Annotated in this window: 25 protein-coding genes; 13 read left to right on the forward strand and 12 right to left on the reverse strand. The window is 70.0% G+C overall.

Going from position 1 to position 21,112, the window contains the following annotated elements:
• Positions 1–25: 25 nt before the first annotated feature.
• Together qcrC and ctaE are read right to left on the reverse strand one after the other, a co-directional pair.
• Complete coding sequence (gene qcrC / locus OXR63_RS11195; RefSeq protein ID WP_267423192.1) at positions 26–838, reverse strand: cytochrome bc1 complex diheme cytochrome c subunit; 813 nt, start codon at positions 836–838, stop codon at positions 26–28.
• Positions 839–859: 21 nt separating this feature from the next.
• Positions 860–1,498: an aa3-type cytochrome oxidase subunit III gene (gene ctaE / locus OXR63_RS11200; RefSeq protein WP_267423194.1), complete on the reverse strand. Its 639-nt coding sequence runs from the start codon at positions 1,496–1,498 to the stop codon at positions 860–862.
• A gap of 71 nt (positions 1,499–1,569) precedes the next feature.
• Between ctaE and trpD the strand changes: the two genes are divergently transcribed.
• Positions 1,570–2,616, forward strand: coding sequence for an anthranilate phosphoribosyltransferase (trpD, locus tag OXR63_RS11205; RefSeq protein ID WP_267423196.1), 1,047 nt, complete (start codon positions 1,570–1,572; stop codon positions 2,614–2,616).
• Between the two features lie 85 nt (positions 2,617–2,701).
• Here trpD and glpK read toward each other — a convergent pair whose 3' ends face one another.
• Positions 2,702–4,213 carry a glycerol kinase GlpK gene (gene glpK / locus OXR63_RS11210; RefSeq protein ID WP_267423198.1) on the reverse strand — a complete coding sequence of 504 codons (1,512 nt, stop codon included), beginning with the start codon at positions 4,211–4,213 and terminating at the stop codon, positions 2,702–2,704.
• 77 nt (positions 4,214–4,290) lie between these two features.
• Positions 4,291–5,016 (reverse strand): MIP/aquaporin family protein, encoded by a 726-nt coding sequence (locus OXR63_RS11215; protein ID WP_267423200.1) that lies wholly within the window; start codon positions 5,014–5,016, stop codon positions 4,291–4,293.
• Positions 5,017–5,323: 307 nt separating this feature from the next.
• Between OXR63_RS11215 and dhaK the strand changes: the two genes are divergently transcribed.
• The 3 genes from dhaK (at position 5,324) to dhaM (ending at position 7,763) form a co-directional block, all read left to right on the forward strand.
• Positions 5,324–6,325 (forward strand): dihydroxyacetone kinase subunit DhaK, encoded by a 1,002-nt coding sequence (gene dhaK / locus OXR63_RS11220; protein WP_267423202.1) that lies wholly within the window; start codon positions 5,324–5,326, stop codon positions 6,323–6,325.
• Positions 6,326–6,414: 89 nt separating this feature from the next.
• Positions 6,415–7,041 (forward strand): dihydroxyacetone kinase subunit DhaL, encoded by a 627-nt coding sequence (gene dhaL / locus OXR63_RS11225; protein WP_267423205.1) that lies wholly within the window; start codon positions 6,415–6,417, stop codon positions 7,039–7,041.
• Positions 7,038–7,763 carry a dihydroxyacetone kinase phosphoryl donor subunit DhaM gene (gene dhaM / locus OXR63_RS11230; RefSeq protein WP_267423207.1) on the forward strand — a complete coding sequence of 242 codons (726 nt, stop codon included), beginning with the start codon at positions 7,038–7,040 and terminating at the stop codon, positions 7,761–7,763. Before dhaL ends, dhaM begins: the two co-directional genes overlap by 4 nt.
• Positions 7,764–7,818: 55 nt before the next feature.
• Here the strand turns inward: dhaM and OXR63_RS11235 are convergent, their stop codons facing one another.
• Complete coding sequence (locus OXR63_RS11235; RefSeq protein WP_267423209.1) at positions 7,819–8,382, reverse strand: TetR/AcrR family transcriptional regulator C-terminal domain-containing protein; 564 nt, start codon at positions 8,380–8,382, stop codon at positions 7,819–7,821.
• A gap of 30 nt (positions 8,383–8,412) precedes the next feature.
• Between OXR63_RS11235 and OXR63_RS11240 the strand changes: the two genes are divergently transcribed.
• Entirely contained in the window at positions 8,413–9,669 is a 1,257-nt protein-coding gene (locus OXR63_RS11240; RefSeq protein WP_267423211.1) for a beta-ketoacyl-[acyl-carrier-protein] synthase family protein, read from the forward strand.
• 64 nt (positions 9,670–9,733) lie between these two features.
• Here OXR63_RS11240 and OXR63_RS11245 read toward each other — a convergent pair whose 3' ends face one another.
• Entirely contained in the window at positions 9,734–10,567 is an 834-nt protein-coding gene (locus OXR63_RS11245) for a helix-turn-helix domain-containing protein (RefSeq protein WP_267423213.1), read from the reverse strand.
• A gap of 101 nt (positions 10,568–10,668) precedes the next feature.
• On the opposite strand from OXR63_RS11245, the gene OXR63_RS11250 reads away from it, so the two are divergent.
• Entirely contained in the window at positions 10,669–11,349 is a 681-nt protein-coding gene (locus tag OXR63_RS11250; RefSeq protein WP_267423214.1) for an SDR family NAD(P)-dependent oxidoreductase, read from the forward strand.
• A 137-nt stretch (positions 11,350–11,486) separates the two neighbouring features.
• Here OXR63_RS11250 and OXR63_RS11255 read toward each other — a convergent pair whose 3' ends face one another.
• On the reverse strand, positions 11,487–12,116 hold the full coding sequence (locus OXR63_RS11255) for a copper resistance CopC family protein (protein WP_267423215.1): 630 nt from the start codon (positions 12,114–12,116) through the stop codon (positions 11,487–11,489).
• 105 nt (positions 12,117–12,221) lie between these two features.
• On the opposite strand from OXR63_RS11255, the gene OXR63_RS11260 reads away from it, so the two are divergent.
• From OXR63_RS11260 to OXR63_RS11270, 3 genes are all read left to right on the forward strand, one after another.
• On the forward strand, positions 12,222–13,256 hold the full coding sequence (locus tag OXR63_RS11260; protein WP_267423216.1) for an alcohol dehydrogenase catalytic domain-containing protein: 1,035 nt from the start codon (positions 12,222–12,224) through the stop codon (positions 13,254–13,256).
• A complete protein-coding gene (locus tag OXR63_RS11265; RefSeq protein ID WP_267423217.1) occupies positions 13,253–14,107 on the forward strand; it encodes a pentapeptide repeat-containing protein in 855 nt (284 codons plus the stop codon). The genes OXR63_RS11260 and OXR63_RS11265 overlap by 4 nt, the downstream gene beginning before the upstream one ends.
• A gap of 106 nt (positions 14,108–14,213) precedes the next feature.
• Complete coding sequence (locus OXR63_RS11270) at positions 14,214–14,702, forward strand: DUF4396 domain-containing protein (protein ID WP_267423218.1); 489 nt, start codon at positions 14,214–14,216, stop codon at positions 14,700–14,702.
• 48 nt (positions 14,703–14,750) lie between these two features.
• Here OXR63_RS11270 and OXR63_RS11275 read toward each other — a convergent pair whose 3' ends face one another.
• Positions 14,751–15,020 (reverse strand): hypothetical protein, encoded by a 270-nt coding sequence (locus OXR63_RS11275; RefSeq protein WP_267423219.1) that lies wholly within the window; start codon positions 15,018–15,020, stop codon positions 14,751–14,753.
• 255 nt (positions 15,021–15,275) lie between these two features.
• Between OXR63_RS11275 and OXR63_RS11280 the strand changes: the two genes are divergently transcribed.
• Positions 15,276–16,163, forward strand: a complete 888-nt coding sequence (locus tag OXR63_RS11280; protein WP_267423220.1) for an NAD-dependent epimerase/dehydratase family protein — start codon at positions 15,276–15,278, stop codon at positions 16,161–16,163.
• Positions 16,164–16,239: 76 nt separating this feature from the next.
• On the opposite strand, the gene OXR63_RS11285 is transcribed toward OXR63_RS11280, so the two are convergent.
• Both OXR63_RS11285 and OXR63_RS11290 read right to left on the reverse strand, forming a co-directional pair.
• Positions 16,240–17,049 carry a hypothetical protein gene (locus OXR63_RS11285; RefSeq protein ID WP_267423221.1) on the reverse strand — a complete coding sequence of 270 codons (810 nt, stop codon included), beginning with the start codon at positions 17,047–17,049 and terminating at the stop codon, positions 16,240–16,242.
• 87 nt (positions 17,050–17,136) lie between these two features.
• On the reverse strand, positions 17,137–17,643 hold the full coding sequence (locus tag OXR63_RS11290) for a hypothetical protein (protein WP_267423222.1): 507 nt from the start codon (positions 17,641–17,643) through the stop codon (positions 17,137–17,139).
• 656 nt (positions 17,644–18,299) lie between these two features.
• Here OXR63_RS11290 and OXR63_RS11295 point away from each other — a divergent pair.
• Positions 18,300–18,662, forward strand: a complete 363-nt coding sequence (locus tag OXR63_RS11295) for a hypothetical protein (protein ID WP_267423223.1) — start codon at positions 18,300–18,302, stop codon at positions 18,660–18,662.
• Positions 18,663–18,873: 211 nt separating this feature from the next.
• On the forward strand, positions 18,874–19,272 hold the full coding sequence (locus tag OXR63_RS11300) for a hypothetical protein (protein ID WP_267423224.1): 399 nt from the start codon (positions 18,874–18,876) through the stop codon (positions 19,270–19,272).
• 427 nt (positions 19,273–19,699) lie between these two features.
• On the opposite strand, the gene OXR63_RS11305 is transcribed toward OXR63_RS11300, so the two are convergent.
• Positions 19,700–20,020 carry a hypothetical protein gene (locus OXR63_RS11305; protein ID WP_267423225.1) on the reverse strand — a complete coding sequence of 107 codons (321 nt, stop codon included), beginning with the start codon at positions 20,018–20,020 and terminating at the stop codon, positions 19,700–19,702.
• Positions 20,021–20,025: 5 nt separating this feature from the next.
• Between OXR63_RS11305 and OXR63_RS11310 the strand changes: the two genes are divergently transcribed.
• Positions 20,026–20,808 carry a GNAT family N-acetyltransferase gene (locus OXR63_RS11310; protein ID WP_267423226.1) on the forward strand — a complete coding sequence of 261 codons (783 nt, stop codon included), beginning with the start codon at positions 20,026–20,028 and terminating at the stop codon, positions 20,806–20,808.
• Positions 20,809–20,830: 22 nt separating this feature from the next.
• Here OXR63_RS11310 and OXR63_RS11315 read toward each other — a convergent pair.
• A partial coding sequence (locus OXR63_RS11315) for a hypothetical protein (RefSeq protein ID WP_267423227.1) occupies positions 20,831–21,112 on the reverse strand: 282 nt, incomplete at its 5' end.

The following is a 21,112-nucleotide window of genomic DNA, read 5'->3' on the forward strand; positions in this document are numbered from 1 at the left end:
CTTCAGTGTCGTGCGACACGGACGATCAGTTGGACTTCGCGGTCAGCCACACGGTCATCGCGACCACTGCGCCGAGTCCGAAGATCCAGATGAACAGACCCTCTGCCACCGGGCCGAGGGACCCGAGGGCGAACCCACCGGGGGACTTGTTGTCCTGCACGTACTTGAGGTACGTGATGATGTCGGCCTTCTGCTCCGGCGTGATGTTCAGGTCGTTGAACACCGGCATGTTCTGCGGGCCGGTCTGCATGGCCTCGTAGATGTGCTTGCCCGTGACGGAGTGGAGGTTCGGCGCGTACTTGCCCTCGGTCAGGGCACCACCGGCTCCGGCGACGTTGTGGCACATCGCGCAGTTGATGCGGAAGAGCTCGGCGCCCTCGGCGGCGTCGCCGTCCTCACCGTTGGTGAGCGACTGGGACGGCACCGACGGGCCGGGGCCGAGGGAGGCGACGTAGGCCGCCATGGCGTCGACCTGGTCGTTCGTGAACTGCTCGGGCTTCTCTTCGCCCTGGGGGCCCTGCTGCGCGAGCGGCATGCGGCCGGTGCCGACCTGGAAGTCGACCGAGGCGGCACCGACACCGATGAGCGAGGGGCCCTCGCTGGTGCCCTGCGCGGACAGGCCGTGGCACGTGGCGCAGTTGGACGCGAAGAGCTTCTGGCCCTCGTTCACCTGCGACTGGCTCGAGGCGGCGACCGTGCTGACGTTGTCGTCGGCGCTGGCCGTCGAGCTGAACAGGGCGTACGCGCCACCGGTGGTCATCAGACCCACGACGATGAGCGAGACGGTCGCCACGGGGGAGCGACGGCCCTTCTTCTTGGACTTGCTGCTGTTGAACATGCGCTTGGTGCTGTCCGTTTCCTACTTGAGAAGGTAAATGACGGCGAAGAGGCCGATCCAGACCACGTCGACGAAGTGCCAGTAGTACGACACGACGATGGCCGTGGTGGCCTCCTTGTGACCGAAGTTCTTGGCGGCGAAGCCACGACCGATCGTGAGGAGGAAGGCGATCAGGCCACCGGTGACGTGGAGGCCGTGGAAGCCGGTGGTGAAGTAGAAGGCGGAGCCGTAGGCGCTCGAGGAGAGCGTGATGCCCTCGTGCCAGAGGTTGGCGTACTCGAAGATCTGGCCGCAGACGAAGATCGCACCCATGCAGTACGTGACGAAGAACCACTCCGTCATGCCCCAGTCGGTCGGCTTCCAGCTGGTGCGGTGCACCTGGAAGCGCTCAGCCGCGAAGACGGCGAACTGGCACGCGAAGCTGGACAGCACCAGGACGATGGTGTTCACCGAGGCGAAGGGCACCTCGAGGTGCGCAGTCTCGGTGGCCCACAGCTGGGGCGAGGTGCTGCGCAGCGTGAAGTAGATCGCGAACAGGCCGGCGAAGAACATGACCTCGCTGCCCAGCCACACGATCGTCCCCACGGCAACGGGGTTCGGCCTGTTGAGGACCGTACCGCTGGCTGGTCTGGAGAGAGGGGTGCTTGTCACGTTCTCCATTATGGCCGAAACCACCGACAGTGTTTTGCCAGTCAACTGGCGGGTCGTTCGAAAACAGTACGATCGTCGGCATGTCTGACCTCCTGACCTGGCCCGTGGTGATCAGTGCGCTCATGGCGCGCGAGGACCTGAGCATCAGACAGTCCACATGGGCCATGGAGGAGATCGTCGCCGGGCGCGCCACCGACGCGCAGATCAGCGCCTTCGCGGTGGCCCTCCGCGCGAAGGGCGAGACGGTCGACGAGGTCGTCGGCTTCCGTGACGCCATCCTCGACGCGGCCGTCCCGCTCGACGTCGACCCGATGGCACTCGACATCGTCGGCACCGGTGGGGACGTCGTCGGCACGGTCAACGTCTCGACGATGGCGGCCGTCGTGATCGCCGCCGCGGGGGTCCCCGTGGTGAAGCACGGCAACCGGGCGTCGTCGTCCAAGAGCGGCTCGTCGGACGTCCTCGCGGCCCTGGGGCTCGACCTGACGATGGACGCCGAGCGCGTCGCCGAGACGTTCCGTCGCGTCGGCCTGACCTTCGCCTTCGCCAGCGCCTTCCACCCCGGGTTCCGGCACGCAGCCGCCGTGCGCCGCGAGATCGGCGTCCCCACGGTGTTCAACTTCCTCGGGCCGCTCGTGAACCCCGCCCGGTGCGAGGCCAACGCCGTCGGTGTCGCCCAGCTGGAGCTCGTGCCGATCATCACCGGCGTGTTCCAGACCCGTGGCGCGACGGCACTCGTGTTCCGCGGGGACGACGGCCTCGACGAGCTCACGACCACGGGCCACAGCCACATCTGGGAGGTCACCGGCGGCCGGGTCACCGAGCACGACCTCGACCCCCGCGACCTCGGCATCCCCCGTGCCCGGACCGAGGACCTGCTCGGCGGTGAGCCCGAGGTGAACGCCGCGATCGTCCGTCGGGTGCTCGCGGGGGAGACCGGCCCGGTCCGCGACATCGTGCTGCTGAACGCCGCCGCGGGCCTGGTCTCCTTCCGACTGGCCCAGGACCCGACCGAGTGGGACCGCCCGATCCTGCACCGCTTCCGCGAGCAGCTCGTGGTCGCGGCCGAGGCGATCGACTCCGGCGCGGCCGAGCAGAAACTCGCCGACTGGGTCGGCGCCGCGTAGCGCGTACCGGACAACGCCGGGAGGCCCGGTGCCGGTCCCAGGGACCGGCACCGGGCCTCCAGGCCGTCCGTGCTGTGGTGCAGTGTTACTGGACGTCCTCGTCGACCCAGTCGAAGGTCTTCGTGACGGCCTTCTTCCACAGGCGGAGCGTGCGCTCGCGCTCGGCGGCGTCGAGCTGCGGCTCCCAGCGGGAGTCCTCCTGCCAGTTGGCGCGGAGCTCGTCGAGGTTGGCCCAGAAGCCGACGGCGAGGCCGGCGGCGTAGGCGGCACCGAGCGCGGTCGTCTCGGCGACGACCGGACGCACGACGGGCACGTTGAGGATGTCGGCCTGGAACTGCATGAGGGCGTTGTTCGCGGTCATGCCACCGTCGACCTTGAGCTCGGTCAGGTCGACGCCGGAGTCGGCGTTCACCGCGTCGAGCACCTCGCGGGTCTGCAGCGCCGTCGCCTCGAGGGCCGCACGCGCGATGTGGCCCTTGTTGACGTAGCGGGTCAGGCCGACGATCGCGCCGCGGGCGTCGGGACGCCAGTACGGCGCGAAGAGCCCGGAGAACGCCGGCACGAAGTACACGCCGCCGTTGTCGTCGACGGTCTTGGCGAGGGCCTCGACCTCCGGCGCGCTCTGGATGAGCCCGAGGTTGTCGCGGAGCCACTGGATGAGCGACCCCGTGACGGCGATCGAGCCCTCGAGCGCGTAGTGGGTCTCGCCGTCGCCGAGCTTGTAGCCGACGGTGGTGAGCAGCCCGTTCTCCGAGCGGACGATCTCCGTGCCCGTGTTGAAGATGAGGAAGTTGCCGGTGCCGTAGGTGTTCTTCGACTCGCCCTTGTCGAACGCCGCCTGGCCGAAGGTGGCTGCCTGCTGGTCACCGAGGATGCCGGCGATCGGGACCTCGCGGAGGAGGCTGGAGGACTCGACGTGGCCGTAGACCTCGGAGGAGCTGACGATCTCCGGGAGCATCGACTTCGGCACACCGAAGTCGGCGAGGATGTCGTCACGCCACTGCAGCGTCTCGAGGTCCATGAACAGCGTGCGGGACGCGTTGGTCACGTCGGTCTTGTGGACGCCGCCGTCGGTGCCGCCGGTCAGGTTCCAGAGGACCCAGGTGTCGGTGGTGCCGAAGAGCAGGTCGCCGGCCTCGGCCTTCTCGCGTGCACCCTCGACGTTCTCGAGGATCCACATGATCTTCGTCCCGGCGAAGTACGTGGCCAGGGGCAGCCCGACGATCGACTTGTAGCGGTCGGTGTCACCGGCGGCGAGCTTGTCGACGAGTGCCTGCGTGCGGGTGTCCTGCCAGACGATGGCGTTGTAGACGGGCTTGCCGGTCGTCTTGTCCCACACGACCGCGGTCTCGCGCTGGTTCGTGATGCCGACCGCCGCGACGTCGTGGCGGGTGATGTCGGCGCGGGACAGTGCCTGGCCGATGACCTCACGGGTGTTGTCCCAGATCTCGCTGGGGTCGTGCTCGACCCACCCGGCGCGCGGGAAGATCTGCTCGTGTTCCTTCTGACCGCTCGACACGATCGAGCCGGAGTGGTCGAAGACGATGGCGCGGGTGCTGGTCGTGCCCTGGTCGATGGCGACGATGTAGTCGGCCATGGGTGCTCCTTCTGGGTGGTCGTGCTGCGGTCGGCCCCGGGGGTCGGGGTCGACCGTCGTGGTGGGAGGGGTCGGCGTCAGGCGACGACGGGGAGGAGTGCGTAGGACAGGCCGGCGGCGATCGCGCCACCGAGCAGCGGTCCGACGACGGGGACCCAGGCGTAGGCCCAGTCGCTCGTGCCCTTGCCCTTGATCGGCAGGAAGGCGTGCGCGATGCGCGGGCCGAGGTCACGTGCCGGGTTGATGGCGTAGCCGGTGGGGCCACCGAGGCTGACACCGATCGCGATCACGAGGAAGGCGACGGGGATCGCGCCGAGCTCCGAGGGGGTCTTGCCGTTCGTGAAGGCGATGACCGTGAAGACGAGGACGAACGTGCCGATGATCTCGGTGACGAGGTTCCAGCCGTACGAGCGGATCGCCGGGCCGGTGGAGAACACGCCGAGCTTGGCGGCGGGGTCGGGCTCCTCGTCGAAGTGCTGCTTGTACGCGAGCCAGACGATGACGGCACCGATGACCGCACCGATCATCTGCGCGAGCCAGAACAGCAGCATCGTGCCGACGGAGATGTTGCCGAGGATGGCCTGCGCGAGGCTGACCGCGGGGTTGAGCTGGCCGCCGGACTTGTACGACACCGTGACGCCGGCGAAGACCGCGAAGCCCCAGCCGATCGTGACCATGAGGAAGCCCGCGCCGAAGCCCTTCGACTTCTTGAGCGAGACGGCGGCGACGACACCGCCACCCAGGATGATGAGCATCGCGGTGCCCACGAGCTCGGAAAGGAACTTGACGCCGATGTCGTCCATCGGTGACCTCCAACTGTGTTGGTTGGGGAGGCCCGCTGCTGCTCGGCACTCCCCATCGAGTGATTGGGGCGAGCATACTGCCGGGTTTCCGGCCCGCGGGGGGTCCTCGTGAGCGTTCGACAGAAAAGTGCACGAACGTGCACGAGGAGCGGGCGTCCGACCATCGACACCCCGGTTCCCGCCTGCCAGGCGGTGCACGGACGTGCACGCTCGGGGAACACCCGCCCGCTGTAGCCTGGCTCCACTCCGGACGACGTCGGCGGTGTGCAGGCCTCGTCCCGGTCCCGACCCGAGGAGTCCTCCCGCCATGAAGAAGCTCATCAACGACCCGCACGACGTCGTCACCGAGACCGTCCGCGGGTTCGCCGCAGCCCACGCCGGCCACGTCGTGCTGGTCGAGGACCCGGTCCACCTGCACCGCGCGGACGCCCCGGTGGCGGGCAAGGTCGCCCTGGTGAGCGGCGGTGGCAGCGGGCACGAGCCCCTGCACGCCGGCTTCCTCGGGTTCGGCATGCTCGACGCCGCCGTCCCCGGGCCGATGTTCACGAGCCCCACGCCGGACCCGGTGGTCGCGGCGACGAAGGCCGTCGACGGCGGCGCCGGCGTGCTGCACATCGTGAAGAACTACACGGGCGACGTCCTGAACTTCGAGACCGCGGCCGAGCTCGCCGAGATGGACGGCATCCGCGTGGAGACCGTCGTGGTCGACGACGACGTGGCCGTGCAGGACTCGCTCTACACGGCCGGTCGGCGCGGGGTCGCCGGGACGGTCGTCGTGGAGAAGTGTGCCGGTGCCGCTGCGCAGCGCGGTGACGACCTCGACGGGGTCGCGGCCGTGGCACGCCACGTGAACGACGTCACGCGGTCGATGGGCCTGGCGCTCGCACCGGGGACCGTCCCGCACGCGGGGGAGCCGTCCTTCACGCTGGCCGACGACGAGGTCGAGCTCGGCATCGGGATCCACGGGGAGCCCGGTCGGGAGCGCATCGCGATGGCGCCGGCCGACGAGCTCGTCGACCGGGTCCTCGAGCCCGTCCTCACCGACCTGGACCTGCCGGCCGGCTCCCGCCTGCTGCTGTTCGTGAACGGCATGGGCGGCACGCCGCTCTCCGAGCTCTACATCGCCTACCGACGCGCCGCCGAGGTGCTCTCCGATCGTGGCCACGAGGTCGCGCGTAGCCTGGTCGGCAACTACGTCACGTCCCTCGAGATGCAGGGCTTCTCGATCACCGTCACGGTGCTCGACGACGACCTGCTCACCCTCTGGGACGCTCCGGTGGAGACCCCGGCACTGCGCTGGGGTCGCTGACACCCGACCGGCCGGCACCACCGGCCGCCGAACCGGCCACGCCCGGCCCGCACGCAGGGCCGAGCGAGGCCCCGCAGGAAGGAACGACATTGGCGCTCGACACCGCATGGGCCACCGACTGGGTCCGACGCACCGCCGCGACGATCGACGAGCACCGGGCCGAGCTCGTCACGCTCGATCGGGAGATCGGCGACGGTGACCACGGCGAGAACCTCGACCGCGGGTTCCGTGCCGTGCTCGAGGCCGTCGAGTCCGGCACCTTCGACACCCCCGGCGCCGTCTTCAAGACCGTCGCGACGAAGCTCATCTCCACGGTGGGCGGTGCCGCCGGCCCGCTGTTCGGCACCGCGTACCTCAAGGCCGCGCAGGCAGCGGGCGACGCCACCGAGCTCGACGCCGAGACGCTCGTACAGGTGCTCGCCGCGGCCCGCGACGGCGTCGTCTCCCGCGGCAAGGCCGCGGTCGGCGACAAGACGATGATCGACGCCTGGACCCCTGCGGTCGACGCCGCCACCACCGCGGCGCAGGCGGGGGAGTCCCCGGAGCGCGTCCTCGAGGCCGCGGCCGACGCCGCACGCACCGGGGCCGAGTCCACCGAGCCGCTCGTCGCACGCAAGGGCCGCGCGAGCTACCTCGGCGAACGCGCCGTCGGGCACCGGGACCCCGGCGCGCAGTCGACGGCCTACATCCTGCGCGCCGCGGTGGACGCGGCGTGAGCGTCGGCATCCTGGTCGTCTCGCACAGCGCGGCGATCGCCTCCGGCACGGTCGAGCTCGCCCGGCAGATGGCCGCGGACGTCCAGCTCGTCGCCGCGGGCGGCACCGACGACGGCGGGATCGGCACGTCCTTCGAGGCCATCACCGCCGGCATCGAGGAGCTCGCCACCGCCGACGCGGTCGTCGTCCTGTGTGACCTCGGGTCCGCCTACCTGACCACCGACACCGCGCTCGACTTCCTCGACGACGACCTCCGCGCACGGGTGCACGTGTCCGACGCCCCCGTCGTCGAGGGCACTGTCGCCGCGGCGGTCGCCGCCCAGACCGGAGGCGACGTCGACGCGGTGCTCGCAGCCGCCCGCTCGGCCGCAGCGTCCGAGGCGGACGCTGGGGGAGCCTCCCGTCCGTCGGACGGTGACCAGCCTGGAGGCCCGGTGCCGGACAGCGGAGCCGGCCCCGCTGACGACGTGGCCGCGTCCACCACCGTGCAGCTGGTCAACGAGACCGGTCTGCATGCCCGCCCCGCGGCGGAGTTCGTGAAGACGGCCGCGAAGTACGACGCCACCGTCCGGGTGAACGGCGTCGACGCGAAGAGCCTGCTCGGGATCATGGCGCTCGCCCTGCCGAAGGGCGCGACCGTGTCGATCGAGGCGACGGGCGACGACGCCCAGGACGCCGTCGACGCGCTCGAGGCCCTGGTCCGGTCCGGCTTCGGCGAGTGAGCCCGACGAGCCACTGAGTCCGACCCGCCACTGAGCGCTCGCGTCGCCGCGGTCGTCAGCCCCTGATGCTGACGGTCGCGGCGACGTCCACGTCCGAGGGGCCGCCGACCGCCCCGGCCGTGGCGAACAGGACGGCGCCGAACACCGCGCTCCAGAACGTCCTGGCGTCCCGCGCGACACCGCGCTCGCTCGTCCAGCCGTGGTCCGCGACGACCCGCTCGAGGTAGCGCTCCGACTGGCGGAACAGCACGGCGAGCAGGGTGCTCGTACGCTCCCGCAGGGCGTCGTCGTCCTGCGCCAGCCCGAGGGCCGTGACCAGCAGGCCCGTCGACGGCATCGCGAGGGCGGTGCGGGCGAGGACGTCGCGGAAGCCCTCGGACGTCGACGCCCGTCGGCCCGCCGACTGCAGCCGGGTGGTGTCGCGGAGGAACCGGACGAAGGCGGCGTCCACCACGAGCCGGTCCTTGGAGCCGAAGTGGTGCGTGATCTGGTTGGGGTAGACCCCGGCTGCCCGCGCGACCTCGCTGACCGTCAGGGTGCGGGGGTTCCGGTCGGCGAGGAGGTCCGCCGCTGCCTGCAGGATCCGAGCGCGGGTCGCCGTGCCACGAGGGGTTGCCATGGCTGAATTGTACGTGGTACAACTCGACTTGTGCAGCATACAAACAGCGACAGCAGCGACATCGTCATCACCGGGTACGGCGCGGTCTCGCCGTTCGGGCACGGGGTCGACCCGCTCTGGGACGCTCTGGTGGCCGGTCGATCCGGCGTGCACGAGCTCGACCGCGACGGCGAGCTGTGGGCCCGCGTGCCGATCCGCATCGGCGCCGACGCCGCCCTCGACGCCGAGGGGGCGCTCGGACGGGTCCGCGCCGCCCGGCTCGACCGCAGCCAGCAGCTGGCACTCGTCGCGTCGGGGGAGGCCTGGGCGGACGCCGGGTTCGCCGGTGCCGCGACCGGGCTCGACCCGGAGCGGCTCGCCGTCGTGGTGGGGACGGGGATCGGCGGCATCGAGACCCTGCTGGACGCGCACGACGAGCTCGGTCGCAGCGGGGCCCGCCGGGTGTCGCCGCGCACGGTGCCGATGCTCATGGCGAACGGGACCGCTGCGCAGATCAGCATCGAGGTCGACGCCCGGGCGGGGGCGTACACGACGGTGTCGGCGTGTGCGTCGGGCGCCGAGGCGATCGCGATGGGTGCCCGACTCATCCGCTCCGGGGAGGCCGACGTCGTCATCGCCGGGGGCACGGAGGCGGCGGTCACCCCGGTGACGATGGCCGCGTTCGCCCAGTCCCAGGCACTGGCGAAGCCGGAGGGCGAGGACCCGACGACGCTCTCGCGGCCGTTCGACCGCAGCCGCCGCGGGTTCGTGCTCGGCGAGGGCGCCGGGATCGTCGTGCTCGAACGGGCCGACCACGCCGCTGCCCGTCGCGCCCGCGTGCACGCTCGGCTCGCCGGGTGGGGCATCACCTCGGACGCGTTCCACATCACCGCGCCGCGCGCCGACGGCTCCGGGCAGGGGCGGGCGATGACGCAGGCGCTCCGGATGGCCGGGCTCACCGGCGCGGACGTCGACCACGTGGACGCCCACGCGACGAGCACCCCGCTCGGTGACGCGAGCGAGGCCGCCGCGATCGCCCGGGTCGTCGGCCGTGGCGCCGTCGTCACCGCTCCGAAGAGCGCGATCGGGCACATGTTCGGCGCGGCCGGGGCGGTCGAGACGATCCTGACCGTGAAGGCGCTCGAGACCGGGATCGTGCCGGCGACGCTGAACCTGGAGCACCTCGACCCGGCGATCGACCTCGACGTCGTGTCCGGTGCCGCACGTCAGGTGTCGCTCCGTGCGGCGCTGAACAACTCGTTCGGCTTCGGCGGGCAGAACGCGTCGTTGGCGCTGCTCGCGGTGTGAGCGGTCCGGTCGTTCGGCCTGCTCGGCCTGCTCGGCCTGCTCGCGGTGTGAGCGGTGTGCGCGGTCAGCGCGGCGCGAAGTCCTGCAGCCCGGTGACCCGCAGCAGGTCGAGCGTCGTCGCCGCCTCGGAGCCGGGCACCACCGTGTAGACGACGATCCGCAGGTCCCCGCCCGGGACGGTCATCACGTCGCAGTCGACCTCGATCGGCCCGGCCGCGGTGTGGACCGTCTTCCGGCTCGCCCGGTGCTCCGCGACCCGGGCCGTGTCCCAGCGGCGGGCGAACTCGGGGGACTCGGCGCGGAGCCGTGCGACCAGGTCGGCGAGCGCGCGGTCGCCCGGGTACCGCCCGTACGCGGTGCGGAGGTCGGCCACGAGGTCGCTGGAGAACTCCTCGGCGTGCTCGTCGTCGTAGTCCACGTTGTGCTGCCCGACCATGAAGTGCCGCCAGACGAGGTTGCGCTCGAGCCCGACCAGGCGCTCCGGGTCGCCGTTCATCGCCGCCCAGAGGTCGTTCCACAGCAGGATGTCGTGCGTCGCCGTGAACACCGCGAGCGGGACGTCCCCGAGCCGATCGACGATCCGCTGCACGCCAGGGGTGATGTGTCGCGGGACGACGTTCCGCGACGGTGGTGCGGCGTCCGCGACCCGGAACAGGTGGTCCCGCTCCTCGGTGGTCAGGCGCAGCGCGGTCGCGAGGGCGCCGAGCAGCTGCGGCGACGGGTTGACCGACCGACCCTGCTCGAGCCGGACGACGTAGTCGACGCTCACCCCCGCGAGCGCGGCGAGTTCCTCGCGTCGGAGCCCGGGCGTCCGGCGTCCGGCACCGGCGGGCAGCCCGACCTCCTCCGGTCGGACCCGGTCCCGCCACGACCGCAGCACGTTCGCGAACTCGCTCATGCCCTCATCCTCGCCTGTCCCGGGCCGCCCGGGGTGGTACTCGGAGTCCCACCGTCGAACGGCACCTGGGAGTCCTGTGGCCGAGGGGACAGGCTGGGCACATGACCACCACACTCATCACCGGGGCCAACCGCAGCCTCGGACTCGAGACCGTCCGCCGCCTGACCGAGGCCGGCCACACCGTGTACGCAGGCATGCGCGACCCGTCCACCGGCGACGACGCCCGCGCCCTCGGAGCCCACGTCGTCCAGCTCGACGTCACCGACCAGTCAAGTGTCGACAGCGCGATCGCGTCGATCCCCGAGCTCGACGTGCTCGTGAACAACGCCGGGGTGCTCGGCGCCTCGTTCGGCGTCGACGACCTCGACGCAGCCGTCATGACCGGCGTGCTCGACACGAACGTCGTCGGCATCGTCCGTGTCACCCAGGCCGCACTCCCGCTGCTGCAGGCGTCGTCGAACCCAGTCGTCGTGAACGTCGCCTCCGGGGTCGGCTTCACCCGCTGGCTCTCGACGCCCGGGCACGACGAGTACCCCGTGCCGTCGATCCCGTACGCCGCGTCGAAGGCCGCGGTGATCGCCCTCACCGTGCAGTACGCCAAGAACCTGCCGACGTTCCGGGTGAACGCGAGCGACCCCGGCTACACGGCGACGGAGTTCAACGGCTTCGGCGGGCACCAGACGATCACCGAGGGCACGGACGCCACGGTCATGCTCGCCACGCTCGGTGCCGACGGCCCGACGGGCGAGTTCCACGACCGGCGCGGTCGCATCGAGTACTGACGCGGACGGTCGGTTCCGTCCTGGTACCGGCGTCCCTGACGCCACCACATGACGGATGGGAGGCCCGGTGCCAGCTGGCACCGGGCCTCCCGTCCGTCGTGGTGGTGCGTCGGTCGTCGTCGGGTCGACCGGGTGGGTCAGCCTTCGGCGGGCGCGCGGCGGCGGCGCGCCACCGCCAGGACCGCGACCAGGCCGGCGACGAGGACGGCGCCAGCGCCGAGCCAGAGTGCGGCTCCACCGGCGCCGGAACCGGCGTCGCCCGCTGCCGGGGTGGCGGAGCGGGTCAGCTCGACCGTCGCGCTGGTCTCGGTGGGCTCGTCGGCGGGCGCGGTCGGCGTCGCCGAGGCGGACGGTCCCTGCGTCGGGGCGGGGAGCGCGACCGTGAAGCCGAGTTCGCCGGTGACCGGGTGGCCGTCGGGGGAGACGTAGCGCCAGAGGACCGTGTACGTGCCGTCTGCCAGGTCGACGGTGCGGGACATCGTCGTGCCGTCGACGGTGACGTCGCCCGAAGCCCGGTCGGTGCCGGCGGCGTCGCGGACCTCGATGCGGAGCCCGGCGTCGAGACCGGTGAGCGGCGCCTCGGAGAACGTCAGGGCGACGTGGTCGATCGGCGTCGTGATCGTCTGCCCGTCGGTCGGGTCACTCGACACCAGAGCCGAGTGCGCCTGGGCCGGTGCGGCCGAGGCCAGGCCGACGAGACCGGTCAGGGCGACGACGATCGCGACGAGGGACATCCGGGCGCTGCGACGGATCGCGGTGGAGGACATCCGGCGATCCTACGAGAGGTCGTCTGACCGGTCGGTCGTCTGACGGGTCGGTCGTCTGACCGGGCGGTCGTCTCAGGGAAGTCCGCCTGCTGGCAGGATGACGGGATGCGCGCAGTCATGTACCGGGACTTCGGGGACACCCCGCAGATCGTCGACGTCGAGCGGCCGGTGTGCCCGCCACACGGCGTGGTGGTGCGTGTCGCCGCGACCGGTGTCTGCCGGAGCGACTGGCACGCCTGGCGTGGTCACGACGACTCCGTGACGCTGCCGCACGTCCCGGGGCACGAGTTCGCCGGCGTCGTCGTCGAGACCGGGTCCGACGTGGTGGACCACCGGGTCGGGGACCGCGTCACCGCTCCCTTCGTCTTCGCGTGCGGGGCGTGTGACGAGTGCCTCGCCGGAGCGACCCAGGTGTGCACGCGCCAGCAGCAGCCCGGCTTCACGCTGCCCGGGTCGTTCGCCGAGGAGCTCGTCGTGCCGCAGGCCGACGTCAACCTCGTGACGCTGCCCGACGGCATCGGGTTCGCCGAGGCCGCGGCGCTCGGCTGCCGCTTCGGCACGGCGTACCACGCCCTGCACGCCCGGGGCCGGCTCCGGGCGGGGGAGCACGTCGCCGTGTTCGGGTGCGGCGGTGTCGGGTTGTCGACGGTCATCGTCGCGGTCGCCGCCGGGGCGCACGTGGTCGCCGTGGACGTCTCGCCCGCCGCGCTCGAGCGGGCAGCAGCACTCGGCGCGGAGACCGTCACGTCCGGACTCGACGCCGTCGACGAGGTCCGACGGCGCACGGACGGGGGAGCGCACGTGTCCGTGGACGCCTTTGGAAGCCGTGCGACCTCGGTCGCCGCGGTCGAGTCGCTCCGGCCGCGCGGACGCCATGTACAGGTCGGCCTGCTCCTCGGCGACGAGGCGGCGCCAGCGATCCCGATGGGGCGGGTGATCGGCGAGGAGCTCGAGCTGCGCGGCAGTCACGGCATCGCCGTGGGGGAGTACGCCGCCATGCTCGACGACGTCGTGGCCGGTCGGCTGCGACCGGACGCCACGATCGGTCGGACGATCGGGTTCGACGACCTGCCCGATGCGCTGGTCGCGATGGACCTGCCAGCCACCGGGTCGGGCATGACCGTCGCGGTGTTCGGGTGACCGGAGGCGGGCGGACGCGGATCGAGCTCGGCCGTCGTGAGGACCTCGGCGCCGACTGCGCGAACTGCTTCGGCCTGTGCTGCGTCGCCCTCGCCTTCACCAAGTCCGCCGACTTCCCGTTCGACAAGGACGCGGGGGAGCCCTGCACGAACCTCGACGGCGTCGACGGGTGCCGCATCCACCCGCACCTGCGCGACCGCGGCTTCAAGGGCTGCACGGTCTTCGACTGCTTCGGTGCGGGGCAGAAGGTGTCGCGGCAGACGTTCGCCGGACGCTCGTGGCGCGACGACGACGACACCCGCGCGGCGATGTTCGGGACGTTCCCGATCGTCCGTCGGCTGCACGAACTGCTGTGGTACCTCGACGAGGCGATCGACCTCGTCACGGGTGCCGTCGACCCCGCTCCGTGGGTGGCGACGTTCGAGCACGTCCGGGTGCTGAGCGACGGGACGCCGTCGGCACTGGCCGAGCTCGACGTCGACGCCGAGTACGACGCCGCCCGTCCGCTGCTCGTCCGCGCGAGCGACATCGCCCGGCGCGACGTCGTCACCACCCGGCAGCCGCGGTCCCAGCGGAGCCTCGAGCCCGGCGCCGACCTGATGGGCGCACAGCTCCGCGGACGGGACCTCAGCGGGCTGACACTCCGGGGGAGCACCGCCATCGCCGCCGACCTCCGCGATGCACGGCTGCACCGCTGCGACCTGCTCGGGGTGGACCTGCGCGACGCCGACCTGTCCGGCGCGGACCTGACGGGTGCGGTCTACCTGACCCAGATGCAGGTGAACAGCGCGCAGGGTGATGCCGCGACAGTCCTGCCGACGGGGTTCGAGCGGCCGTCGCACTGGGCCTGATCGGTCGTTGCCCAGGGGTCTGGGGAATGTCTCGTCCGCTCGCGCGTTGCGCACTTGGTACCCCCCGGGGGTATCATCGAGACGGCAACGGAACCGGAGGACCGCGATGAACGCACACGAGCACCACGACATGGCCGACCACGGCACCAGCGGACACGGTTCGACGACGTGGGCGATGGCGGCGCAGGCGACACTGCACTGTCTGACGGGCTGCGCGATCGGTGAAGTCCTCGGCATGGTGATCGGGACCGCCGCGGGCCTGCACAACGCCGGCACGGTCGTCCTGTCGATCGTCCTGGCCTTCGTCTTCGGCTATGCCCTCACGATGCGGGGGGTCATCCGGTCGGGGCTGACCGTCGGTGCGGCCTTCAAGGTGGCCCTGGCGGCGGACACCGTGTCGATCGCCGTGATGGAGCTCATCGACAACTCGGTGATCGCGGCCGTCCCGGGCGCTCTCGACGCGCAGCTGAGCGACTGGCTGTTCTGGGGCTCACTGGCGTTCTCACTCGTGCTCGCGTTCCTCGTCACGACGCCGGTCAACCGCTGGATGATCAGCCGGGGACTCGGGCACGCCGTCGTGCACGGGCACCACTGATCCTGGTGACGAACAGGGGGTCGAACGCAGTGGGTGTGCGCAGCACGATCAGAGCAGTGCCGCGCGGTCACGGAGTGCGTCGACGAAGACACGGTCGTCCGACTCGAGTTCGTCGTCCTCAGCCCAGACCGATCGCATCCGCGTCCGCGGACTGATGCGCAGCCGGACCCGAGTCGCCGTGCCGTCGAGGTCGATCGCCGGCAGGTCCACGCTGTCGGTGCCGAGCACGAGCTGCAGGGACGTCCGGTAGCGCATCACCGCACCGGCTGCAGCGCTGCCCGTCAAGAACGACCGTGCGTTGTGGATGAGGTACTGCATGGCGTGGGCCCCGTTCGGTCAGCTCAGCAGGCCGCGTGGTGAGTTCGGCGGTGGTGAGGTCGGAACGACCGAGGTCCGGGGTCGATGTCGGCCTGACACTACGCCCTGTCGAGGAGCAGCAGGCCGCGCAGAGCCGGCCGGGAGGACGTCGCCCGACTGACTCCGCTGGCTCGGCGTAGCCTCAGGCACATCACCATCGCGGACGACTCCGGCGCTCCGGCTGGCGTTGACGCCGCGTGGCCGAGAAGGAGCACCGTGAAGGTCGTCATCACCGGATCCCGCGGCAAGGTCGGCCGAGCCACGGTGAAGCGGTTCGTCGAGGCGGGTCACGACGTGCTCGGGGTCGACCTCGTGCCGCCCGTGTTCGATGCGGGATCGGTCGTACCGGGTCGCTACCAGTTGGCCGACCTCACCGATGCGGGCAGCGCCTTCGCGGTCGTCGCCGGTGTCGACGCCGTCGTCCACGTCGCGGCCATCCCACAGCCGACCGGTCACCCAGCGCACGTGGTCTTCCAGACCAACCTGATGTCGACCTTCAACGTCCTGGAGGCGGCAGTCCGGTTCCGCGTGCCCCGCTTCGTCAACGTGTCCAGCGAGAGCATCGTCGGCAACTTCTTCCCCGAGCGGCCGTTCCTGCCCGACTACGTACCGGTCGATGAGGAACACCCCCTGCACCCACAGGACCCGTACGCGCTCTCGAAGGCGTTCGGCGAGCAGCTGATGGACGCGGCTGTGCGACGCTCTGACATCCGCGCGATCTCGATCCGTCCGAGCACGGTGCACGACGAGAGCAACTACGAGGAGAACCTCGGGCCGCAGGTGCGCGAAGCGTCGAGCACCAGCGCGAACTTCGGCAGCTACATCGACGCCGACGATCTCGCCGACGCGCTCCTGCTCGCGGCGGAGTCAGACCTGCCGGGGCACGAGGTCTTCTACATCGCGGCCGCCGACAACGCCGGTGGCCACGACTTCGCGGCCACGCTGCGCGAGCACCACGGCGACCAGGTCGAGCTCCGCGAGCTCGACCGCGTCGACGCCTCGGGCATCTCCACCGCCAAGGCACGACGCCTGCTCGGCTGGACGGCCAAGAGGTCGTGGCGAGACCACCTCGACGCCGACGGCCGGCGCCTGCCGCAGCGCTGACGCACGGCAGTGCCGCCGCAGCGATGGGTGACGGTGTGGCCTGACGGAACTCGACGCGCAGGGGAGTCTGGTCGACTCAGGGCCCCGGTCGCGTCGCTTGGCGGGCGTTCAGGAGATCGCCGTCCCAGCTCAGGTCGTCCCCCTCGTGTACCTCGAAGGCCTCGAAGCGGTCGTCCGCGAGGACGTCGTCAACAAACGTGCGCGAGCCAGCGACGATCGTCGAGTCCCAGTCCTCCTCCGACGCGACGACCCAAGAGTGGTCCTCGGGCCAGACCAGGGACGTGTAGGGCCCTTCCTGCCCGGGGCGGCTGCATTCCCACCCCGGGACCCTGCGTTGCGCCCACGTCGGGTCCGCGAGCGCGCTCAGGCTTGAGCTGAACAGCCACATGTCACGACCGGGCCAGGGCATCTGCATGCGAGCGCGCGCGTTCTCGTTCCGACCACCCTCGGGCCAGGGCGGGTTGCCGGTGCCTTCCCACGCTCCGACGACCAGGTGGTCCGGCGTCCGTGTCGCGACCCGCAGATGCGCGGTGAGGACCGCGAGGTCCTCGGGGTCGAACCAGCCGTCGTCGGACTGACCGACGCTCCATCCGTCCGGCCAATCGACCGTCTGCTCGGTGTCGCTGATGCGGAACCACTGCACCAGGGGATGCATCACCCGGCCGTTGCGGCGCGCGACCTCAGCCCACTGCCATCGCGTGGACTCAACGGTGAGGGCAACGCCCCACTCATCGGTTGTGTTCGGGTCGGTACGGTGCGCCTGGAGCGGGTGCAGCAGCCGCACGTACGCCTCGAAACCGGTACCAGCGACACCGCCGACGGTCGCCCATCGGCCGGCTCGCTCGACGAGCCACGCACCACGCACGGCTTCGGTCAGCAGAATCACCCGGCCAGCCTGGCACGGCCGGCGCCGTCGTCCGCGCGAAGCAGTCTCAGTCGACGATCGGTAGCCGGGACAACGTTTGGGGGTTCGTCATGGAGCGGCGGTCCGCCCCCGCTGGCGTCGCGTGCGGAGGACGACGAGCAGCAGGAGGAATCCGAGGACGCTGCCTGCTAACAAGGCCGTGCCAACCCAGACCGTGACGAACGTTCTGTTGCCAAACAGTGCGTCAAGCAGCAGGCCGCCACCGACCGCGAACACGGATAGTAGTGCCGCACAGACCGGTTCGAGCCATCGTGGTGAGAGCAGTGATGCGCGATCGGCCGGGAGGCCCTGATCCAACCGCGCGCGTGCCGCCTTTTCGCGATCGCGGATGGCGATACCGATCGTCGGGCCCCAGAAAGCGACCATCGCTTGGTTACCGTCGGGGTTGAGCAGGATCAGAACACCAACTGACACGACTGCGCCAGCGACATACCACCATGGGAAGACGCGGCGGATTGGTACTGCCCAGCGTCCGTCCGGACCGGTGCCGTCATGCTTCCGCTCGCTCTTGGGCTCCGTGACGCCGACGAAGTCGAGAACGCGCCGGACGGTCATGAGCTGAGCATACGTTGACGCCTCTCGACCAATGGCTAGTCACCGCTGGGCATGCTCTTTACTTCGAATCGGCGCGATGGATGGCTCGGTAGCCGATCCCTCACCGGGGCAGGTCAGGCCTGACGCCGAGGTTGGTGTTCGAAGGTCAGCCGTCGAGTGCGATGACCCCACAAGATCAACAGTAAACCTGTGACTACGAACACTCCGACTCCTGACCAGAACCAAGGAGCACTGGTTCCGCGCTCGGCTCTGGCACGGCCGATCCCATCTCTGCGAACCGCAATCACACCAGCACGCCAGCACGCCCGATCAGCCCACACCCCACAAACATGATGGCCATAAGCCCCCACCACGTCCACCACGAAAACGCCATCCGACAAGCATGCCGGACACGACAAGTTTGCTACCGCGGCAGGCCTATGGCGAATGTCTCACGACCCGGTCGTCCACCGGGACGCGATGCAACGCTCTCTTACCCATGACGAGCTTCGTGAACGTGTACGAGCCGGTGTCTTCATCGCTGCAGACCGGCTTGCGCAACAGTGCCCGCCTCTTGTCTCATCACCGGCGATCGGTCACACTGCCTCATGCCCGCCGCGCAGTCCGTGAGTGCCACCCGGCCCGTCAGCAGTCGCTTCCGCACCATGGCCACAATCGTGGCTTACACCGTCGCGACGGCCCTGCTCGTCACGGTCGCCGCTCAGGGCGACCTCGAACAGAAGCTCAGCGCTAACACGACCCGTTCCCTTGAGACCCACGCACCACTCTTAGCTTTCGCCGTCATAGCCGTGCTGTTCGTCGTCCTGTCGGCGCTGGTCGCGCGCACAGGCCACGATGACACGACTCGGCATCGCGCGATCATGCAAACCAGCATCCTGGCCCTCGCAATCGCGACGGTTGCACTCGCAGCGTTCGTCAACGTACATGTGCAGGCGTTCCTTCTGGGTTGGCCAAGCGCTCCAGATACCCCGCCGTGGTGGAGCAATGCGACGCTCAGCACCTACACCACGTCTGGTTGACCCTCCCCGGCTCCGACAACACGTTGGGCACCGAAACGGCAGCGCACGATGTCACGATCTCGCACAGGCCGGGACATCCCGTTGACTGCCCCTGCCGGGCGCTTCCCACTCTCGATGCGGCGACCGATAGCGGTTCGGCTACCGGGGTGGGTCGCGCGATGCGGCCGTGCTTCGCTTTGGGCTCTGGACTGTGAAGGCTCGCGGAGCGCCCGTGGCGCTCGATCTGACGTTGGGGTGGGCGGCGGTCGTCGCCTCGGTGTACGTCTGCGTCGTCTTCGCCTGGGGTGGCCTGCTCGGCGCTCTTTTTGCTGCACCGCCGGTTGCCTTGATGGTGGTGATCGTGTCGGGCGCGCTCGTTGTTCGACGGGTGCGGGGCGCCGTTTCGCTGCGGGCGTGGCTCCTGTTGGTGCTGACCACCGCCGTCGGCTCGGTGCTGCTCCTGCCGCTGTTGATGCTCGGCGGAGGTGATCCTTACGGCGATCTGATCGGGTTGTGGTCGATCCCGATGCTGCCACTTGCAGCACTGCTCGTCGTAACGGAGTTCGTCGTCCGACACGTCGTGCGTCGGAAGAACCGGATCGTCTCAGAATCGGCAAGCAAGACCGAATGAACCGCTTCGTCCGGTAGCCGACAGGCTATAGAGACGTTGGCTGCGAGGAGTAGAAGGAATCGTGTTCAGTTCCGCTACCCAGATATGGGGTCCGCTGCCACTCGTCGTCATCGGCGCTGCAGCCCTGATCGCCTTCGCACTTGTCTTCCTCAACTCACGCCGTCGCAGGTAGAAGCGGCGGGCAGCGTATGCGGTCACTGGTCGGCCCCCAAGTGTTCTACCTTTTGGCGACGCGTCAGATGGCTAACCGATGACCGGACGCCCTGGTAGCCGATCGGCCGCCGATACGGCTGCGCGCCGGACTGTTTGAAGCACTACCGGCCTCGTCGCGCCCTCGCCTACCCGATGAGCCCGGACGCCGTGAGGACAGCTCGAGTAGGAGCAGCCCGACGTTTCCGCTCGGGGTAGATCCGCCACCGGACAGCGCTCAGGTCGACGGAGCGGCGTCGGGGCCGAGCGCGGTCACTGTCCCGAGGAACCGGGCCGGTTCTTCGTCATCAGTGAAGGTCACGGGAGTGAGCTCAGAAACCGGAATCAGCCCACGCGCTCCCTGATCTGTCCTGAACCACACCGCGGGAACGGGCTCGCGGCCCTCCTCTGCTGCCAGCAGAGCAGCGGATGCGAGCCGCGGCCAGTGCGCCTCCTGTTCCGCAGAGACACCCATCGCTACCGTCTGAATTGTCAACACGCGCACGCGTTCATAGTGCGCCGAAACGTGCTCGAGCGCGTCCCGTATGCCGATCGTCATCCGGGATGCTCATACGGCCGCGGAAACATGTGCAACAGCGCAGCCGCCACGACTCGCTGCCTAGACTTGCTCGCTATGGAGCCGCCACCCGCAATCGAGTGGACCTCGCTTGCGCGTCCGTCGTCGCGACCTTCGTCTCACTCGCAGCGCCGCCTCGACGCTGCGGCCACTATCGTCGCCCTGACAGCCGGCTTCGTCGCCACTGTTGCCGTCGTTCTGATGGCTCTACTTCTCCTGTGTTGCAGCCCTCGTTGACCACCGAGCGTTTGCGACTCGAGCCGCTCGATGATCAGCACGTGAGGCACGAGGTCGCGCTCGACAGCGATCCGGACGTTATGCGGTTTGTCGGGGACGGGCTGCCCCGGAAAGCGGAGGAGGTCGCTTCCTCGCACGCTCGTCGGATGAGTCGTGCAGGCTCGGGCTTGGGGTTCTGGGCCGGGTTCACGGAGCGCACCTTCGTGGGATGGCGGCTCCTCACCGAGGCCGAGGACGACCATCGCGGCGGGGCGGAACTGGGGTACCGGCTGCACAAGCGGTTCTGGCGGCAGGGTCTGGCATCCGGAGGAGCCGCTGCGCTGCTCGAGTACGGTTTCGCCGTCCGCGGCCTCGGACAGATCTTCGCAGAGACGATGACCGTGAACGTCGGTTCGCGGAGCGTGATGCGCCGGATCGGGATGCAGCACATCGGGACGCGGAGGCTCGAGGACGACGTGGCGATCGAGGGATCTGATCACGGGGCGGTCGACTACGCGATCAGAGCCGACCGGTGGCGTCGACGCGATCGGTAGACGATCGGCATACGAGACGACGTCAGAGTCCTCTCCTCGCCTGCCACCGGTTGATGAAGAACACGACCAAGCCGATGACTGACAGGCCGGCGCCCACGAAAAGCTGTTCGGGCCCATGGTGGTCGGTGAGGCCAAAGAACCCTCGAACAACCAACACCACTCCGACCACAACGGCCACCCACGGGAGAACGTCCCGAAGAGGATTCGGCCGCAGCGTTCGGAAGCGCCCTGGAGTCCCGCTTGTTTCGTCCTCGTCTGTCATCTGACCAGCATCCTCCTGCGCGGAAGCGTCCGGCAGGCCATC

This window comes from Curtobacterium sp. GC_Cur_3 (assembly GCF_026544205.1).
In the GTDB taxonomy this organism is placed as follows: Bacteria; Actinomycetota; Actinomycetes; order Actinomycetales; family Microbacteriaceae; genus Curtobacterium.

Coding starts and splice junctions, on each gene's coding strand:
- qcrC (WP_267423192.1), bottom strand. CDS start 838: ATGTTCAACAGCAGCAAGTCCAAGAAGAAGGGCCGTCGCTCCCCCGTG.
- ctaE (WP_267423194.1), bottom strand. CDS start 1,498: ATGGAGAACGTGACAAGCACCCCTCTCTCCAGACCAGCCAGCGGTACG.
- trpD (WP_267423196.1), top strand. CDS start 1,570: ATGTCTGACCTCCTGACCTGGCCCGTGGTGATCAGTGCGCTCATGGCG.
- glpK (WP_267423198.1), bottom strand. CDS start 4,213: ATGGCCGACTACATCGTCGCCATCGACCAGGGCACGACCAGCACCCGC.
- OXR63_RS11215 (WP_267423200.1), bottom strand. CDS start 5,016: ATGGACGACATCGGCGTCAAGTTCCTTTCCGAGCTCGTGGGCACCGCG.
- dhaK (WP_267423202.1), top strand. CDS start 5,324: ATGAAGAAGCTCATCAACGACCCGCACGACGTCGTCACCGAGACCGTC.
- OXR63_RS11235 (WP_267423209.1), bottom strand. CDS start 8,382: ATGGCAACCCCTCGTGGCACGGCGACCCGCGCTCGGATCCTGCAGGCA.
- OXR63_RS11245 (WP_267423213.1), bottom strand. CDS start 10,567: ATGAGCGAGTTCGCGAACGTGCTGCGGTCGTGGCGGGACCGGGTCCGA.
- OXR63_RS11250 (WP_267423214.1), top strand. CDS start 10,669: ATGACCACCACACTCATCACCGGGGCCAACCGCAGCCTCGGACTCGAG.
- OXR63_RS11255 (WP_267423215.1), bottom strand. CDS start 12,116: ATGTCCTCCACCGCGATCCGTCGCAGCGCCCGGATGTCCCTCGTCGCG.
- OXR63_RS11260 (WP_267423216.1), top strand. CDS start 12,222: ATGCGCGCAGTCATGTACCGGGACTTCGGGGACACCCCGCAGATCGTC.
- OXR63_RS11270 (WP_267423218.1), top strand. CDS start 14,214: ATGAACGCACACGAGCACCACGACATGGCCGACCACGGCACCAGCGGA.
- OXR63_RS11275 (WP_267423219.1), bottom strand. CDS start 15,020: ATGCAGTACCTCATCCACAACGCACGGTCGTTCTTGACGGGCAGCGCT.
- OXR63_RS11290 (WP_267423222.1), bottom strand. CDS start 17,643: ATGACCGTCCGGCGCGTTCTCGACTTCGTCGGCGTCACGGAGCCCAAG.
- OXR63_RS11305 (WP_267423225.1), bottom strand. CDS start 20,020: ATGACGATCGGCATACGGGACGCGCTCGAGCACGTTTCGGCGCACTAT.
- OXR63_RS11310 (WP_267423226.1), top strand. CDS start 20,026: ATGCTCATACGGCCGCGGAAACATGTGCAACAGCGCAGCCGCCACGAC.